General features: G+C 67.0%; 14 protein-coding genes. 9 read left to right on the top strand and 5 right to left on the bottom strand.

Annotation, left to right across the window (positions count from 1 at the left end; genetic code table 11):
• Positions 1-7: 7 nt before the first annotated feature.
• Both ACSUZJ_RS12635 and ACSUZJ_RS12630 read left to right on the top strand, forming a co-directional pair.
• Positions 8-1,180, top strand: coding sequence for an ABC transporter substrate-binding protein (locus ACSUZJ_RS12635; RefSeq protein ID WP_499408602.1), 1,173 nt, complete (start codon positions 8-10; stop codon positions 1,178-1,180).
• Between the two features lie 126 nt (positions 1,181-1,306).
• Positions 1,307-3,046 carry a tannase/feruloyl esterase family alpha/beta hydrolase gene (locus ACSUZJ_RS12630; RefSeq protein WP_499408600.1) on the top strand — a complete coding sequence of 580 codons (1,740 nt, stop codon included), beginning with the start codon at positions 1,307-1,309 and terminating at the stop codon, positions 3,044-3,046.
• A 172-nt stretch (positions 3,047-3,218) separates the two neighbouring features.
• Here the strand turns inward: ACSUZJ_RS12630 and ACSUZJ_RS12625 are convergent, their stop codons facing one another.
• The 3 genes from ACSUZJ_RS12625 to ACSUZJ_RS12615 all read right to left on the bottom strand — a co-directional run bounded on the left by ACSUZJ_RS12625 (position 3,219) and on the right by ACSUZJ_RS12615 (position 7,214).
• Positions 3,219-5,285 carry a putative bifunctional diguanylate cyclase/phosphodiesterase gene (locus ACSUZJ_RS12625; protein ID WP_499408598.1) on the bottom strand — a complete coding sequence of 689 codons (2,067 nt, stop codon included), beginning with the start codon at positions 5,283-5,285 and terminating at the stop codon, positions 3,219-3,221.
• Between the two features lie 199 nt (positions 5,286-5,484).
• Positions 5,485-6,612, bottom strand: coding sequence for a branched-chain amino acid ABC transporter substrate-binding protein (locus ACSUZJ_RS12620; protein ID WP_499408596.1), 1,128 nt, complete (start codon positions 6,610-6,612; stop codon positions 5,485-5,487).
• An 86-nt stretch (positions 6,613-6,698) separates the two neighbouring features.
• Positions 6,699-7,214: a GNAT family N-acetyltransferase gene (locus ACSUZJ_RS12615; RefSeq protein WP_499408594.1), complete on the bottom strand. Its 516-nt coding sequence runs from the start codon at positions 7,212-7,214 to the stop codon at positions 6,699-6,701.
• 230 nt (positions 7,215-7,444) lie between these two features.
• Between ACSUZJ_RS12615 and ACSUZJ_RS12610 the strand changes: the two genes are divergently transcribed.
• From ACSUZJ_RS12610 to ACSUZJ_RS12580, 7 genes are all read left to right on the top strand, one after another.
• Complete coding sequence (locus ACSUZJ_RS12610; protein ID WP_499408592.1) at positions 7,445-7,819, top strand: hypothetical protein; 375 nt, start codon at positions 7,445-7,447, stop codon at positions 7,817-7,819.
• A 722-nt stretch (positions 7,820-8,541) separates the two neighbouring features.
• On the top strand, positions 8,542-10,233 hold the full coding sequence (leuA, locus tag ACSUZJ_RS12605) for a 2-isopropylmalate synthase (RefSeq protein ID WP_499416530.1): 1,692 nt from the start codon (positions 8,542-8,544) through the stop codon (positions 10,231-10,233).
• A gap of 122 nt (positions 10,234-10,355) precedes the next feature.
• On the top strand, positions 10,356-10,874 hold the full coding sequence (locus tag ACSUZJ_RS12600) for a hypothetical protein (RefSeq protein WP_499408590.1): 519 nt from the start codon (positions 10,356-10,358) through the stop codon (positions 10,872-10,874).
• 77 nt (positions 10,875-10,951) lie between these two features.
• Entirely contained in the window at positions 10,952-11,572 is a 621-nt protein-coding gene (locus ACSUZJ_RS12595; protein WP_499408588.1) for a TetR/AcrR family transcriptional regulator, read from the top strand.
• A gap of 29 nt (positions 11,573-11,601) precedes the next feature.
• On the top strand, positions 11,602-11,964 hold the full coding sequence (locus ACSUZJ_RS12590; RefSeq protein ID WP_499408586.1) for a c-type cytochrome: 363 nt from the start codon (positions 11,602-11,604) through the stop codon (positions 11,962-11,964).
• Positions 11,965-11,995: 31 nt separating this feature from the next.
• Positions 11,996-12,433 carry a GNAT family N-acetyltransferase gene (locus ACSUZJ_RS12585; protein WP_499408584.1) on the top strand — a complete coding sequence of 146 codons (438 nt, stop codon included), beginning with the start codon at positions 11,996-11,998 and terminating at the stop codon, positions 12,431-12,433.
• Between the two features lie 180 nt (positions 12,434-12,613).
• Positions 12,614-14,041 carry a hypothetical protein gene (locus ACSUZJ_RS12580; protein ID WP_499408582.1) on the top strand — a complete coding sequence of 476 codons (1,428 nt, stop codon included), beginning with the start codon at positions 12,614-12,616 and terminating at the stop codon, positions 14,039-14,041.
• Between the two features lie 24 nt (positions 14,042-14,065).
• Here the strand turns inward: ACSUZJ_RS12580 and ACSUZJ_RS12575 are convergent, their stop codons facing one another.
• Together ACSUZJ_RS12575 and ACSUZJ_RS12570 are read right to left on the bottom strand one after the other, a co-directional pair.
• Positions 14,066-14,611 carry a GNAT family N-acetyltransferase gene (locus ACSUZJ_RS12575; protein WP_499408580.1) on the bottom strand — a complete coding sequence of 182 codons (546 nt, stop codon included), beginning with the start codon at positions 14,609-14,611 and terminating at the stop codon, positions 14,066-14,068.
• 195 nt (positions 14,612-14,806) lie between these two features.
• The gene (locus ACSUZJ_RS12570) at positions 14,807-15,298 is read right to left on the bottom strand and encodes a MarR family winged helix-turn-helix transcriptional regulator (protein WP_499408578.1); all 492 of its coding nucleotides are present in this window, start codon (positions 15,296-15,298) and stop codon (positions 14,807-14,809) included.
• Positions 15,299-15,324: the final 26 nt, after the last annotated feature.

Genomic DNA, 15,324 nt, shown 5'->3' with positions numbered 1-15,324 from the left:
AGACGACATGAAACTGAAGACCCTGGCCTGCATCGGCCTTGCATTCCTGCCCTTCGCCAGCGGCGGCGCTTACGCCCAGAATGGCGACACCATCAAGATCGGCGTCATCGCCGCCCTGACCGGACCGTTCGTCAACATCGGCAAGCCTTTCGAGGACGGCATCAAGACCTACATGAAGCAGCACGGCGATACGGTCGCCGGCAAGAAGATCCAGGTCATCTACCGCGACGACGGCGGCAGCAACGTCGAGCTGTCCAAGCGCGCGGCCCAGGAGCTGATCGGACGCGAGAAGGTCAGCTTCCTGATCGGCTTCTCGCTGACCCCGAGCGCGCTGGCCGTGGCCCCAGTGGCAACGCAAGGCAAGACGCCGATGATCGTCATGAACGCGGTTACCACCGGCATCACCGCGAAGTCGCCCTACATGCTGCGCACCTCGATGACGATGCAGCAGATGACCGAGCCCTTCGGCACCTGGACCGCGCAGAACAAGATCAGCAATGTGTATTCGCTGGTGACCGACTACAGCACCGGCCACGATGCCGAGGCCAAGTTCGCCAAGGGCCTGCAGGAGGCGGGCGGCAAGATCGTCGGTTCCTCGCGCGTGCCGCTGGCGAACCCCGACTATTCGCCGTTCGTCCAGCGCGTGAAGGACCAGAAGCCGGACGCCCTGTTCTTCTTCGCTCCTGGCGCGGAAGACGGCGCCGGCCTGCTGAAGGCCTTCAGCGACAAGGGCCTGGACAAGGCCGGCATCAAGTTCCTGGGCGTGGGCGACATGACCAGCGACCACCCGACGCTCGAAGCCCTGGGCGACCGCGCGCTGGGCGCGGTGACGGTGCTGAACTACTCGACGGCCCTGGACAACGAAGCGAACAAGAGCTTCCTCAAGGCCTATGCCGACGCCAATCCGGGCCGTCCCGCGCCGACTTTCGTCACCGTGGCCGCCTACGACACCATGGGCATGATCTACGAGACCGTGCGCAGGCTGAACGGCAAGGTCACCGGCGACGCCGCCGTGAAGACCCTGTCGGGCATGAAGTGGAACAGCCCGCGCGGCCCGATCAGCATCGACCCGAAGACCCGCGACATCGTCCAGAACATGTACATCCGCGAGGTCAAGAAGGTCAACGGCAAGCTGGTCAACCAGCCGATCGGCGTCCTCAAGGACGTGATGCCCGACTAAGCGTCTCCCTCTTTTACCCTGTAGTGCAGGTCCTGCCGCAGTCCGGTCCCCGGGCTGCGCTGGACCGGTTCGTCCCGACGTTTCGCGCATCACGCCCTTCATACGGTTCGCAACAGGAGAACAGACATGCACCTCAAGCATTCCAGAACACTCGGCGCCGCCGTCGCCGCCATCACCCTGCTCGGTCTCGCCGGCTGCAGCGACAACGACAACGACCACGAGGTGCCGGCGCCGCAGCAGCCGCCCCCGGTCGCCCAACTGCCCCAGCTGGCGCCGGCGGTCGGCGCGACCCTGGGCGCCTGCACCGAACTGGTCACCCGCGTCAACATTCCCGACACGACGATTACCGCCGCCAACGAGATCGCGGCCGGCACCCTGACCGTCGCCGGCAAGCCGGTCGCCGCCCACTGCCAGGTGCTGGGCCAGATGTTCCGCCGCGTCAGCCCCGTGGACAACAAGAGCTATGCGATCGGCTTCGAGATGCGCCTGCCGGCCAACTGGAACGGCCGCTTCTTCTACCAGGCCAACGGCGGCGTCGACGGCAGCGTGGTCACGGCCGCAGGTCCCGTGGGCGGCGGTGGACCGCTCGACAACGCACTGAACCAGGGCTTCGCCGTGATCAGCTCGGACGCCGGCCACGGCGCACCGACGCCCTTCTTCGGCATCGACCCGCAGGCGCGCCTGGACTATGGCTACCAGGCCGTCGCCAAGCTGACCCCGATGGCGAAAAGCCTGATCCGGGTCGCCTACGGCAAGGCGCCCGACCGCTCCTACATCGGCGGCTGCTCGAACGGCGGACGCCACACCATGGTGGCGGCGGCGCGCTACGCCGAGCAGTACGACGGCTACCTGGTCGGCAATCCAGGCTACCGCCTGCCGCTGGCGGCGCTGGCCAACATCGCCGGCGCCAAGACCTATGCCTCGCTCGCCTCGACCCCGGGCGACCTGCCGACCGGCTTCACCCAGGCCGAGCGCGCGCTGGTGTCGAACGCAGTGCTGGGCAAGTGCGATGCGCTCGACGGCGCGGCCGACGGCCTGGTCCAGGACACGGGCGCCTGCCAGGCTGCCTTCAACCTGGAACGCGACGTGCCGACCTGCAGCGGAGAGCGCAACGGCACCTGCCTGTCCGCCGCCCAGAAGACCGGCATCGCCGCCCTGTTCGCGGGCGCGAAGACCGAATCCGGCAAGACGATCTACACCAGCTTCCCGTACGACGCCGGCCTGGCCACGAATGGCTGGGCGAGCTGGAAGTTCGGCGCGCCGATCGACCGCGATTCCGGGGCCGTCGCCTTCATCTGGGCGGTGCCGCCGGAAGACCCGGCCACCTTCAACGGCCGCGACTTCGTCCTGAACGCCAACCTGGACAGCCTGCTGGCGCGCACCAACGCGACGAATGCCACCTATACCGAGAGCGGGACTTCCTTCATGACGCCGCCGGACGGCGCCAACCTGTCCACGCTGAAGAACCGCGGCGCCAAGATGCTGGTCTACCACGGCACCAGCGACCCGATCTTCTCGAGCGACGACACCACGGCCTGGTACGAGGCGCTACGGGCGACGAACGGCGGCGACGCCTCGAACTTCGCGCGGTATTTCCGCGTGCCCGGCATGAACCACTGCTCGGGCGGGCCGGCGACCGACCAGTTCGACATGCTCACGCCGCTGGTGAACTGGGTCGAAAAAGGCCAGGCGCCCGACAGCGTGCTGGCCAGCGCGCGCGGTGCGGGCAATGCCGGCGGCGCGAATGGCGAGTTGCCGGCGGCGTGGTCGGCGACCCGTACGCGGCCGCTGTGCCCGTATCCGAAGGTGGCGCGCTACAAGGGCAGCGGCAACGTCGAGGAGGCGGCGAGCTTCAGTTGTCAGTGAGAGCATGAGGCGGTGAGGCCCCTGGTTCTTCGTAGGGTGGACTCCCGAGTCCACGCTGTTTCACAGCTTGCGGTCCGTGGTATCACCGACGAGCCGGTCAATAATGAAGGCGCCGATTCGCCGCTGGTGAGACCGCGTGGACTCGAGAGCCCACCCTACGAAAACCGCGTCGCTACCGCCTTAGAAACTCCGTCGCCTGCGCCGCCGACATCGGCCGGCTGAACAGGAAGCCCTGGAACAGGTCGCAGTTGGCCGCCGCCAGCGCGGCGTGCTGCTCGCTCGTCTCGACGCCCTCGGCCACCACGTGCATGTCGAGCTTGTGGGCCAGGGCCATGATGCCGGCGCACAGGTCCGCATCCTTGGGGTCGTCGGCGATGTTCTGTACGAAGGAGCGGTCGAGCTTGAGGTAATTCACCGGCAACTGCCGCAGGTAGGCCATCGACGAAAAACCGGTGCCGAAGTCGTCGATCGACAGCGTGACCCCGCCGCGCCTGAGCCGGGTCAGGATGTCGATCGCCAGTTCGGGATCGGACATCATCATCGATTCGGTCAGTTCCATCTCCAGGCTGCCGGGCGCGAGCGCGTGCCGGCGGATGGTCTCGAACACATAGTCCGGCAGCTCGGCGCTGGTGAGCTGGCTGGTCGAGAGGTTCACCGCCACCGGCACCTCGCCCATGCCCTCGGTGCGCCAGTGGGCGATCTGGCGGCAGGCTTCGTCGATCACCCAGCGGCCCAGGCCCAGCAGCAGGCCGAGCTGCTCGGCCAGGGGGATGAAACGGTCCGGCGCGACCAGGCCGACGCCGGGACGGTTCCAGCGAATCAGGGCCTCGAAACCGGCCACCGTGCCGTCGCGCCGCATCTTCGGCTGGTAGTGCAGGGTGAATTCGCCCGAGCCCATCGCGGCGCGCAGGTCGCGCTCGAGCGCCACCCGCTCGGCCACGGTGGCGCCGAGCGAGCGCGAGTAGAAGCGGTACTGGTCGCGTCCGTTGTCCTTGGCGGAATACATGGCCGCCTCGGCCCGGCCCAGCAGTTCGTTGGCGCAGTTGCCGTCCACGCCAGACAGGCTGATGCCGGCGCTGAAGGTCAGGTGCAGGGCTTGCTGCAGTACCGGATAAGGCTGGGACAGGAAGGCGCGGATCTCCTCGATCTCGTGCGCCAGGTCCTCGATCGATCCGGTCAGCGGGAGCGTAAAGGCGAACTCGTCGCCCGACAGGCGCGCCAGGTGGCCGATGCCGACGCCGCACTGCTGCAGGCGCGCGGCGACCAGCCGGATCAGCTGGTCGCCCACCGCCTGCCCGAAGTTGTTGTTGATGTACTTGAACTGGTCCAGATCGAAGATCGCCACTGCCAGCCGCGGAGCGCCCGGGCCGGCCGCCAGCAGGTGCTCGTCGAGCGTGCTCTCGAACTTGAAGCGGTTGGCCAGCCCGGTCAGCGAATCGGTCACGCGCTCGTGTTCGAGCCGCCGGCGCAGGCCGCGCAGCTCCGTGATCTCGGTCGACAGGCCGAGCACGCACACCGGTTGCCCTGGCAGGTCGAGCACGATCTTGCGCGTCCAGAACACGTGCCTGTTGCCCCGGGCGTCCGTCACCACCTCCTCGACCGCCTGTGACCGGCCGGCGAGCACGGCGCGGTCGTTCTCCTGCAGCGGCCCGACGATCTCGGGTGGCAGGAAGTCGCCATCGGTGCGTCCGATCAGCTCGTCGAGCTCGACACCCATGATCTCCAGCACGCGCCGGTTCGCATACAGGTAGCGGCCTTCGCGGTCCTTCATGTAGATGGAGCTGTCGACGTTGGAGAGAATCGTGTCGAACAGGATGTTCCGTTTGATGAGCTCGTCGACCGTGCGACGCTCTTCGGTGATGTCGGTCGAGATGCCGCACAACCCGATGACATGGCGCTGGGCGTCGAACAGCGGCAGCTTGACCGTACGAAAGACCCGGCGTCCCCGCTCGGGCAGGTAGAGCACCTCGTCGCGCTCGAGCTTGGCGCCGGTGGCGAACACTTCGCGGTCGGTGACGATAATGGTGTCGCAACGCGTCAGGTCGACGAAGTCGCCGTCGCCGCGGCCGACGATCGCGGACGGCTCGGCATTGAAGACCAGCCCGAGCGCGCGATTGGCGAACAGGTAGCGGCCATCCACGTCCTTGACGTAGAAGCAGGCATCGAGGTTGTCGACCAGCGTCCACAGGCTCTGCAGCGGCCCGGGAGCGGCCGGCCCGGCCTCTGGCGACGGGTCCATGCGGGAGCCTCCGGTGGCGAACAGGGGCGCGGCACGCCCCGACAGGCGCGCGCGGTCTCGCCCGTGCCCGGGAACAGTGTAATGCTGCCGGCCGCTTGACCAAAGCGCAAGACGCCACGTGTGGCGAAAACAGCAGCGGACAGTGTTCGACCACCGGCCGCGAGACCGAGTTCAGTTTGCCGGCCTGCGGCCGCCCGGCTTATTTGGTGACGGCCAGGACCGTACGGCGTCCGCCCTTGAAGGTGTACAGGGTGATGGTGCCGTCGCGGATGTCGCCGCGCGCGTCGAAAGCGATCGGTCCGGTGACGCCTTTCGTTTCGATCTTCGCCAGCACCGGCAGGTATTTCGCGGGCGCGGAGGAGCCGGCCTTGACCATGGCCTCGGCCATCGTCATCACGGCGTCATAGGCGTAAGGCGCGTTGATCTGGACATCGATGCCGAAGCGCTTCCTGTAGTCGGCGCGGAACCGGTCCATCGCCGCCTTGCCGGCCGCATCCACGCCGCCGGCCTCGGCGCAGAACACCTGGCCATCCGCCATGGCCCCGCCCGACAGCTTGTGGATCTCGTCCGAGCAGATACCGTCGCCGCCCATCATCCTGACGTTCATGCCGAGCTGCTTCATCTGGCGCAGCATGGGACCGGCCACCGCGCTCATCCCGCCGAAGAAGACCAGGTCGGGCTTCTGGGCGCGAATCTTGGTCAGGATGGCGCTGAAGTCGCTCGCCTTGTCGTGCGTGAACTCGCGCGCGACGATGGTGGCGCCCTGCTGGCGCAGGCCCCTGGAAAACTCCATGACCAGGCCCTGGCCGTAGGCGGTGCGGTCGTCGATCACGGCGACGCGGCGCGCGCCCATGTCCTTGACCGCGTAGCGGCCCAGCGCCTGGCCCAGCTGCACGTCGTTGGCGACCACGCGGAAGGCCGTGCTGAAGCCCTGCTGGGTGTATTTCGGGCTGGTGCTCGACGGCGAGATCTGCGGGATGCCGGCCTGGTTGTAGATCTTCGAGGCGGGGATCGTGGTGCCCGAGGTCTCGTGGCCGACCACGCCGTTGACGCGCTGGTCGACCAGTTTCTGGGCCACGTTGGTGGCCTGCTTCGGGTCGCCGCCATCGTCCTCGGCCACCAGCTCGAAGCGCACCTTCTTGCCGGCGATCGCCACGCCGCGCGCGTTCAGTGCCTCGACCGCCATGCGGGCGCCGTTTTCGGTGTCCTTGCCAAAATAGGCAACCGGACCGGTGACGGCGGCCGAGTGGCCGATCCTGACGACTTCCTGGGCATTGGCGAGTCCGGCGACGGACAGGATGGCGGCGGCGATGGCGTGCTTCTTCATTGGTTCCTCATTGTTCGATATTGCTGCGCGTCGAGAGCGCGAAAGGAGCAACTATAGCAAGGATGCGCCATCCGGGTGCGGCGTCCTCAGCCGAGGGCGCAGCACATGTAGAGGGCGACCGGGGGATAGCTGGCCAGCGCCAGCCGCGCCGGCTCGTCGGCGCAGACGGTCTCGCGAAAGCCCAGCCGCGCCCAGAAGCGTTGCGAATCCTGCACCGACACCAGGGCGCAGTAACCCAGCCCTTCTTCGCGCGCAAGCCGCTGCAGCCGTTCGACGAGTTGGCGCGCCAGGCCACGGCCGGCGACGGCCGGGGATACCGACAGGTCGTGGATGTAGAGCGTGTCGCCCTCTTCAAGCACCGCGAAGTGGGCGTCCAGCGGCGTGACCGCGCCCTGGCTGCTGCGGTAGGCGAATACATAGGCGCAGACCTTGCCGCCACACTCGGCGACAAACGAGGTCGCGCCGGCGGCGCGGATGCGCGAGCGCACCACTTCGCTTGCTTCCTGCATGACGGGCGGGTAGCAGGCTGCCTGGACGGCCAGGACGGCGTCAAGGTCGTCTTCGCGGATGGATCGGAGGTTGATGGGGTCGTGCAGGAACATGCTGATGCTTGGGAACAAAAACACCATGCTAACGGCTAGCGCCGGGTTTGCCCAGCCGCAGGGCCGGCGCCCCTGCCCTTGCACAGCGTATCTGTTGCCATCCAGCATTTGTTTCCGCACGATTTGACGCGGCCCGGTAGCGATGGCATTGCTTGCGGCATACTGGCGTCTCATCCCCAACGCATCGGTCGGAACCCGGCGCCAGCCGCGGGTGTCCCGGAAAGGCGAGCATGACAACGCAGGAGCCCCAGCACGGCGCCCAAGGTGTTCAGAATGGCCAGGTCGCGGAACTGCCCTTCCGCACCCTGCTGTACCGCTTCATCTTCTTCGACTGGCTGTTCGCCGACGTCGGCCGGGCACGCAACGCCATCGAGCGCCACGCCGCCTTCCAGCACAACCGGCGCATGAGCAAGTACCTGCCGGTCTACCTGCGCCGCTGGTCCTTCCTGACCGCCTTCGACTTCATGCTCGGCTTCGTGCTCGAGCGCGCGCTGCAGGCGACCCTGCTGTCGGCCTGGTTCTTCACCTGGTCGTGCATCACGGCGACCGGCATGGTCGTGATTACCGTGGCCTGGGTGTTCCTGAGCCAGCCCCCGCAGTCGTGAACGCGCCAGGGGTGCCGGCAATTGCCCCCTGGCTAGTAATGCCGTTCAGTTAAACCGTAGTCGTAGGGGGGCACGGAGTGCCCACGCGTTACGCACGTGGCCGGCAGTCACATGCGGCCACATTTCGCCCGCAAAGTGTGCAATGGAAGCGGGCCAGGATTGACCTTAGCGGGCGAGAAGTTCCTGGCGGCAGACGAAGGAGGCGCACGTAACGCGTGGGCACGGAGTGCCCACCCTACGATGCCTCCCCGAACCAAGCTATTTCCAGCTTAACTAAACGGTATTACCCCCTGACTAGGGAACTTTATTTCGTCCATACGCAACAGTTCAACAAAACCGAGGCTTGACACCGAACTATATTCGGCCTACAGTCAGGTCAATGTCTATCCAACTGCATCTGCCGACTTCCCTACCTGCCGCTGGCGCGCTATCGCTAGCGTCGCTACTACTACGCGCGTAATCACCGCCGCCGCGTCCGGCGCATTGCCGGATTCACTAAGTAGTCAGAGGAAAGTTGTACGATGCAAGTCTTCATCCACTCCACGATTTCGTTCACCAGCAAGGCAGCACTGCTGTTGCCGGCTGCACTGCGCCTCCTGCCGGGCGCGCTAAACCTACCGATCGGTTGCCGGGCCTAGCGTTCCGTGGCCCGTCCGGCAGCCCCCGCCACATTCCGCCTTCCGAGGCAGTTCCGTTTTTATCGTTTTCAAGCAGGAGCATCGATCATGTTGAGCAACCCAGCCGCCAAATACCGTCCCTTCCCCGCCATTGCCCTCGAAAACCGCCAGTGGCCGGGCAAGACCATCACCCGCCCGCCGATCTGGATGAGCACTGACCTGCGCGACGGTAACCAGGCGCTGATCGAGCCGATGAGCCCGGAGAAAAAGCTGCGCTTTTTCCAGATGCTGGTGAAGATCGGCCTGAAGGAGATCGAAGTGGGCTTCCCTTCGGCCTCGCAGACCGACTTCGACTTCGTGCGGATGCTGGTAGAAGACAATCACATCCCCGACGACGTCAGCATCATCGTCCTGACCCAGGCGCGCGATGAACTGATCCGCCGCACCGTGGAGTCCGCCGTCGGCGCCAAGCGCGCCATCGTCCACATCTACAATTCGGTGGCGCCGGTATTCCGCCGCGTGGTGTTCGGCATGGAACGCGACGAGATCGTGCAGATCGCCGTCAACGGCACACGCCTGATCAAGGAACTGGTGGCGGCCCATCCGCAAACGCAATGGGGCCTGGAGTATTCGCCGGAATCGTTCTCGACCACCGAACTCGATTTCTCGAAGCAGATCGTCGATGCCGTCAGCGCCGTCTGGCAGCCGACGCCGGCGAACCCGATGATCGTCAACCTGCCCTCGACCGTCGAAGCGGCGACGCCGAACGTCTACGCCGACCAGATCGAATGGATGTGCCGCAACCTGGAACGCCGCGATTCGCTCGTGATCAGCGTGCACCCGCATAACGACCGCGGCACCGCCGTGGCCGCCGCCGAGCTGGCGGTGATGGCCGGCGCCGACCGCGTCGAAGGCTGCCTGTTCGGGAACGGCGAGCGCACCGGCAACGTCGACCTGGTGACCCTGGCCATGAACCTCTACACCCAGGGCGTGCACCCGGGCCTGGACTTCTCCGATATCGACGCCGTGCGCCAGCTGGTCGAGGAATGCAACCAGTTGCCGGTGCACCCGCGCCATCCGTATGCCGGCGACCTGGTATTCACCGCCTTCTCGGGCTCGCACCAGGACGCAATCAAGAAGGGCTTCGCCCAGCAGAAAGCCGATGCAATCTGGGAAGTCCCTTACCTGCCTATCGACCCGCAGGACCTGGGCCGCAGCTACGACGCCGTGATCCGCGTGAACAGCCAGTCCGGCAAAGGCGGAATGGCGTATCTTCTGGAGCAGGAATACGGCCTGCAATTGCCGCGCCGCCTGCAGATCGAATTCTCGCGCGTCGTGCAGCAGCTGGCCGACAGCAGCGGCCGTGAGATCGCGGCAAGCGACATTCACGCCCTGTTCCAGCGCGAGTACCTGGAAAACGAGGCGCCCTACCGCTACATCTCGCATCGCATGACCGAAGACAGCACGGGCGAGCAGCCGGTACAGATCGAAATCACCGCAATGCACGAGCGGGTGCAGGCCGTGCGCCGCGGCGCCGGCAACGGCCCGATCGACGCTTTTGTGAACGCCCTCGGCCTGGACATCCGCCTGATGGACTATCACGAACACTCGATCGGCTCGGGCGCGAATGCGCGCGCGGCCTGCTATGTCGAGCTGCGCGTCGGTAGCGGCCAGACCCTGTTCGGCGCCGGCATCGACAGCAATATCGTGACCGCCTCCTTCCGCGCCGTGCTGTCGGCAGTGAACCGCCACCTGGCAGCCCAGGGCCAGGCGGCGCCCGCGGCCATCGCGGCGTAAGAAGCGCCATAAAGTCCCTGATCCGTGGTCGTCGTTGCGGCGATGGCCACGGAGGGCACCGTACCGATATAATCGGACTCGGCCGTGCATCTGGCGCGGCGCGTCCATTTATCGGAAAGCCCATGAAGAAAGCTCCGCACCTTCCCCCGTCCCTGCTTCTGTCCCCGCTCCTGTCTCTATTTCTGCTCGCATCCGGCGCCGCCACGGCCGCCGACGATGCGACCGTCCTGAAATGCCGCGCGCTGCCCGACAGCGCCCAGCGCCTTGCCTGCTACGACGCGATGCCGGTCGGCGCCGCGCCGCTCGTCGCTTCCCCTGCCGCCGCCTCGACCGCACCGGCCCCAGCCCTTGCCGCCGCGCCGGCCCGCGCGGCCGAACAGAACTTCGGCATGGAGAAGGCAGCGAAGAAGCAGGAGCCGGAGTACCTCGAGAGCAGCATCGTCGGCGACTTCGACGGCTGGGAAGGCAACACGCGGATCACGCTGGCCAACGGCCAGGTCTGGCGCATCGTCGACGGCAGCACGGCCGTGCTGCCGCAACTGCATAACCCGAAGGTACGCATCAAGCGCGGCATGTTCGGCGCGCTGTACTTCCAGGTCGTCGGCCAGAACAACATGGCCCGCGTGCGCCGGGAACAATAAAGGCGGCAAGCAGGCCACGCGCAAGCGCCCGTCTGCCCATCCTTGCCGCACCAGCCGTTTTTGACAGCGAGACTCCCATGAAGAAGAGCGAAGCCAGGCGGCAGGCCATCCTGGATGCGGCAACGGACGTGTTCCACGAGTCCGGTTTCGACCGCGCCTCGATGTCGGACATCTGCAACCGCGTCGGCTATTCGAAGGCGACCGTGTACGGCTATTTCAAGTCGAAGGAAGAGCTGCTGGTTGCCATCGCCCTCGTTGCGGCCGAGGCCGAATTCGAGGTGGCGCGGGCGGCGCTGGAGGAACCCGTGGCCGACCTCGGCGCGGCGCTGGCGCACTTCGGGCGCCGCTTCCTCGGCTTCACCTGCTCGCCCGAGGCGCTGGCCATGCGGCGCCTCACTCTGGCCGAGGCGCCGCGTGCAGGCCTCGGCAACGAGTGTTACGATCTCGGTCCGGGCCGGGTCACCGCGCTGCTGGCGGCCCTGCTGCACGACGCCATGGAAGCCGGCCACCTGCGCGTGGCCGGCAGCGAACTGGCGGCGCGCCACCTGAAGGCCCTGCTCGATGCCGAATGGGGCGAACGCCTGCTGTACCGGACGCTCGATGCGCCATCTTCCGAGCAGATCGAGGGCGCCGCCGAGCGCGCCGTGGCCGCCTTCATGGCCGCCTACCGCCCGGCCGCAGCCCGGCGTCCCGATTGAAAAACACCTGAACGATGAAGAAACTGTGTTTGACCCTCCTGCTCGGCCTGCACCTTGGCGCCGGCGCGGCAGACCTGAACAATGGACAGCGGCTGTTCGCTTCGCGCTGCTCGTCCTGTCACCATGTCGGCCCGTCCGCGCACTCTGGCTTCGGTCCGCAGCTCAATGCCCTCTTCGGCCGCCGCGCCGGCAGCCTGCCGGGTTACGGCTATTCGACGGCGATGAAGCGCTCGAACATCGTCTGGTCCGACAAGACCCTCACAAGCTTCCTGGACGACCCGGACGACCTGGTTCCGGGCACCAAAATGCGCTTCTGGGGCATGAGCAACGAGAAGCAGGTGGCCGACCTGCTGGCCTACCTGCGCAGCCAGCAGCGGGTGCCGGCGCGCTGAGGCCGACGCCCGGCGAACACCGGCCCGCACCATGCAGATCGCACTTGCCACCGCCGCCGACGCCTCCCGCCTGTACGAGGTATGGGAATCGTCGGTACGGGCGACCCATCATTTCCTGCCTGAGGAGGCAATCATCAAGCTGGCGCCGGTCGTGCGCGAGCTCCTGCTCGGCTTTTCCCCGATTCACTGCATCCGCGACGAGCATGGAAGCGCCTACGCTTTCATGGGCACGAGCGGAACCATGCTCGAGATGCTGTTCGTCGATCCCGCCCGGCGCGGCGGCGGCGCCGGCCGGTTGCTGACCAGCTTCGCCATCGACCGGCTCGGCGTGACGCAGGTCGACGTCAACGAAGACAACACCCAGGCACGCGGCTTCTACGAACGCCTGGGTTTTCGCCAGCACGGACGCTCGCCAACCGATGGGTTCGGCGAACCCTATCCGATCCTGCACCTGCGGCTCGTGAAGTGACTCGGCCGATGCGCGACTTCGTGGAACGGTAGTCCGAGCCGACAGGCCTGCCGGCCTGGACCCGCATCAAAGGCGGCGGGTGGCGCGACAGAGCGCGACATGTCAATACAATTTTACTAAGCTTCGGTCCGGCTTCTTCGCGATAATGTCCAGCTTTCCTTTCCTGGACCGACTGCCGACATGCGCGCCCTCACCGACACCGACACACCTTCCCGCCTGCGCCGCCTTCCCGCATCGCTGGCCTTGCTGTCCGCCGCGGCCCTCTTGAGTGCCTGCGGCGGCACCGGCGGCGATGCGGCGCCGTCCCAGCCTGTCCCGCCGCCGCCCGCCAAGCTGGCGATCCCCCTGCCGGGCCTGTCGCTGGTCAAGCTGCGCAGCGAGGGCGAGACCTGGGTGGCCATGACCGAGAAGCCGCACGGCTTCATGGATGAAACCATCATGGAGCGCCGCCTCGAGATCTCGGACGCCGCCGGCGCCAGGGCCCATGCGTGGACGCCGCCGCCGGGCTGGACCCTGGTCGACTTCGCCCTGCATCCGCAGCGCGAGATCTCGGCCGTGCTGTCGAACGGGACGACGCTCAGGCTGGTGCGCCTCGACGACAAGGGTGGGCAATTGGCGATGCAGGACGTGCGCGACCCCGGCCTCGCCCAGGATCCGTATTTCGGTCTCCCGGGCGAGGTGCGCGACCGCAGCGCAATGGCGCCGCTGAAGACCCGCGACGCAGTGCGCATCGCGCCCGCCGGCACGGCCCTGGGCCTTGCACTGCGCAGCGGCGGCAACGGCGTCGTCGCCTACCGCTTCGACTACGCCGGTGGACGCTTCACGCAGCGCTGGCGCACTCTCGTCGAACCCGGCATCTACCTCGACGGCAACCGCCCGACGAGCGGCAGCTACGACCCGTTCGAAGGCGTCGACAATCACTGGAAGCTGGTCATGGACATGGACGCACGCGGGCGCATGGCGGTCGGCGTACTGGTGTCAGGCCGCTCCGACCTGGCCCTCGCGCACCGCCAGACCTTCGACGAGCCCCTGCCGGCCGGCTTCACCGACGGCGTGCTGCTGACCGTGCTCGACGAACAGGGCATGCGCGCGCGCGCACTGGCCATCGACAACGGCGGCAAATCCGAGGTCCACGCGCTCAGGTGGGCCGACGATACGGTACTGGTCGCAGGCCGGGTGCGCAGCACCCGTGCGGCGGACGGCAGCGGCTGGGACGGCTACGTCGCGCGCACGGGCGGCGCAACCGGCCTGCTTTCCTGGCGCCGGGTCGACGTCGATCGCGGCGACGCCATCCTCGACCTGCTGCCGCTGGCGGCGAATGCCGTGCTGCTCGCCGGCGCCACCGGCTACACGCAGAACCCGGGCGGCGAGAGTGTCTCCGATACCAGCGCGCCCCTGCTGGCGCGCTTCGACACCGCCACTGGCGCCATGACACGCATCGCACTGCCTGCCGGGCCGCGCGGCAACCAGGCGCGCGCGCTGGCGTCCTACCGCACCCGCTGGCTGGTCGGCGGCATGGAAAACGTCCCTGGCACGCACAGCGCCGACCAGGACCCGCGCCTGCTCACGACCGACGCCTGGTTGCGCGAAATCGACACCGTGCGCTGAAGCGAGCCCAGCAGATCAACCCGATCAGCCCGGCGCGGGGCGGGCAAGCCGGTACAGCACGTGGCGCGACAGCCGGTGCCCGGGCGGCAGCGCCGGGTGGGCGAAGTCGGCCGCGGGGTCGTGGCGCAGCCCCAGGCGTTCCATGACGCGGCGCGAACGCACGTTCCCGGGTACGGTGAACGAGACGATTTCTTCCAGTCGCAGCTGGTCGAAGCCGAATGCGATGCAGGCGCGGGCGCCTTCGGTGGCGTAGCCCTGTCCCCAGTGGGCCGTCCCCAGGCGCCAGCCCAGTTCGAAACAGGGCGCGAAGGGCTGGTCGAAAGCCTGGTGCTTCAGGCCCACGAAACCGAGCAGCACGTCGCTGCCGTGCAAGGTCGCGGCGAAGTAGCAGGTGCCGTGGCGCTCGTACAGGGCGTTCTGCATGGCGGCGAACTCGGACGCCTGCTGCCGGCTCACGGGGCCAGGCAGGTATTCGTAGACGGCCGGATCGGCGTTCAGGCGAACGAACTGGTCGATGTCGTCCTCGCGCCAGGTGCGCAGGGACAGACGGGCAGTGCGAAGGATTTCCATGGCTGGTTTCGATCGTGGCGTGTCGGATAGCGCGCATTGTATGCGAGCCTTACATCGGTGGCATCATTGCCTGCCCCTTTCTGCGCAGGCTCGGGAGCCCACCCTGCACAATTCGCCAGGGTTTCGTAGGGTGGGCACCTGTGCCCACGCTGTCTCACCCTTTGCATCGAGCCGACGCGGCCGTAGACCGTCAGCTCAGGCTACGTCCGCACTGCGCGCCAGATTGCTCCTTACCCTCTGCAGCAAACCATGCAACTGCTCCCGCTCGCCCTCGCTCAGCCCGCTCAAGCCCTGCTCCGACAACGCCGCCCCGATCGCATCGAGCTGCGCATGCAGCGCCCGCCCCGTCTCGCTCAGGTAGAGCCGCGTGCTGCGCCGGTCGGCCTCGTCCGCGCTCGCATCGAGCAGTCCCCTGTCGCGCAGACCGCGGATCAGCCGCGTCAGCTGGGCCTTGTCGCGTCCCGAATGCGCGACCAGGTCGCTCAGCGTCGCGCCCGGCTCGCGTGCGAAGAAACGCAGTACCTTGCTCTCCATGTGGGTCAGTTCGTGCTCGCCGCCGGCGAAGGCGCGGAACTGCTGCGAGCGGTAGAGGTGCATGATCGAATGGATGGCATCGAACACGTCGCCGACCGTGCCGGACGGCTGCCCGGACGGATTTTGATTGACTTTATCAACTTGTTTTCTCATAATAGGAGACATTATCAACTAATTGG

The organism is Telluria sp. B2 (genome assembly GCF_051789535.1).
In the GTDB taxonomy this organism is placed as follows: domain Bacteria; phylum Pseudomonadota; class Gammaproteobacteria; order Burkholderiales; family Burkholderiaceae_D; genus Telluria.
This window is presented reverse-complemented; position numbering and strand designations above follow the sequence as displayed.

What these genes read in the sequence shown, in the direction of transcription:
- ACSUZJ_RS12600 (WP_499408590.1), top strand. Translation starts at nt 10,356, where the DNA reads ATGAAGAAAGCTCCGCACCTTCCCCCGTCCCTGCTTCTGTCCCCGCTC.
- ACSUZJ_RS12630 (WP_499408600.1), top strand. Translation starts at nt 1,307, where the DNA reads ATGCACCTCAAGCATTCCAGAACACTCGGCGCCGCCGTCGCCGCCATC.
- ACSUZJ_RS12575 (WP_499408580.1), bottom strand. Translation starts at nt 14,611, where the DNA reads ATGGAAATCCTTCGCACTGCCCGTCTGTCCCTGCGCACCTGGCGCGAG.
- ACSUZJ_RS12625 (WP_499408598.1), bottom strand. Translation starts at nt 5,285, where the DNA reads ATGGACCCGTCGCCAGAGGCCGGGCCGGCCGCTCCCGGGCCGCTGCAG.
- ACSUZJ_RS12570 (WP_499408578.1), bottom strand. Translation starts at nt 15,298, where the DNA reads ATGAGAAAACAAGTTGATAAAGTCAATCAAAATCCGTCCGGGCAGCCG.
- ACSUZJ_RS12615 (WP_499408594.1), bottom strand. Translation starts at nt 7,214, where the DNA reads ATGTTCCTGCACGACCCCATCAACCTCCGATCCATCCGCGAAGACGAC.
- ACSUZJ_RS12585 (WP_499408584.1), top strand. Translation starts at nt 11,996, where the DNA reads ATGCAGATCGCACTTGCCACCGCCGCCGACGCCTCCCGCCTGTACGAG.
- ACSUZJ_RS12610 (WP_499408592.1), top strand. Translation starts at nt 7,445, where the DNA reads ATGACAACGCAGGAGCCCCAGCACGGCGCCCAAGGTGTTCAGAATGGC.
- ACSUZJ_RS12580 (WP_499408582.1), top strand. Translation starts at nt 12,614, where the DNA reads ATGCGCGCCCTCACCGACACCGACACACCTTCCCGCCTGCGCCGCCTT.
- ACSUZJ_RS12620 (WP_499408596.1), bottom strand. Translation starts at nt 6,612, where the DNA reads ATGAAGAAGCACGCCATCGCCGCCGCCATCCTGTCCGTCGCCGGACTC.
- ACSUZJ_RS12635 (WP_499408602.1), top strand. Translation starts at nt 8, where the DNA reads ATGAAACTGAAGACCCTGGCCTGCATCGGCCTTGCATTCCTGCCCTTC.
- ACSUZJ_RS12595 (WP_499408588.1), top strand. Translation starts at nt 10,952, where the DNA reads ATGAAGAAGAGCGAAGCCAGGCGGCAGGCCATCCTGGATGCGGCAACG.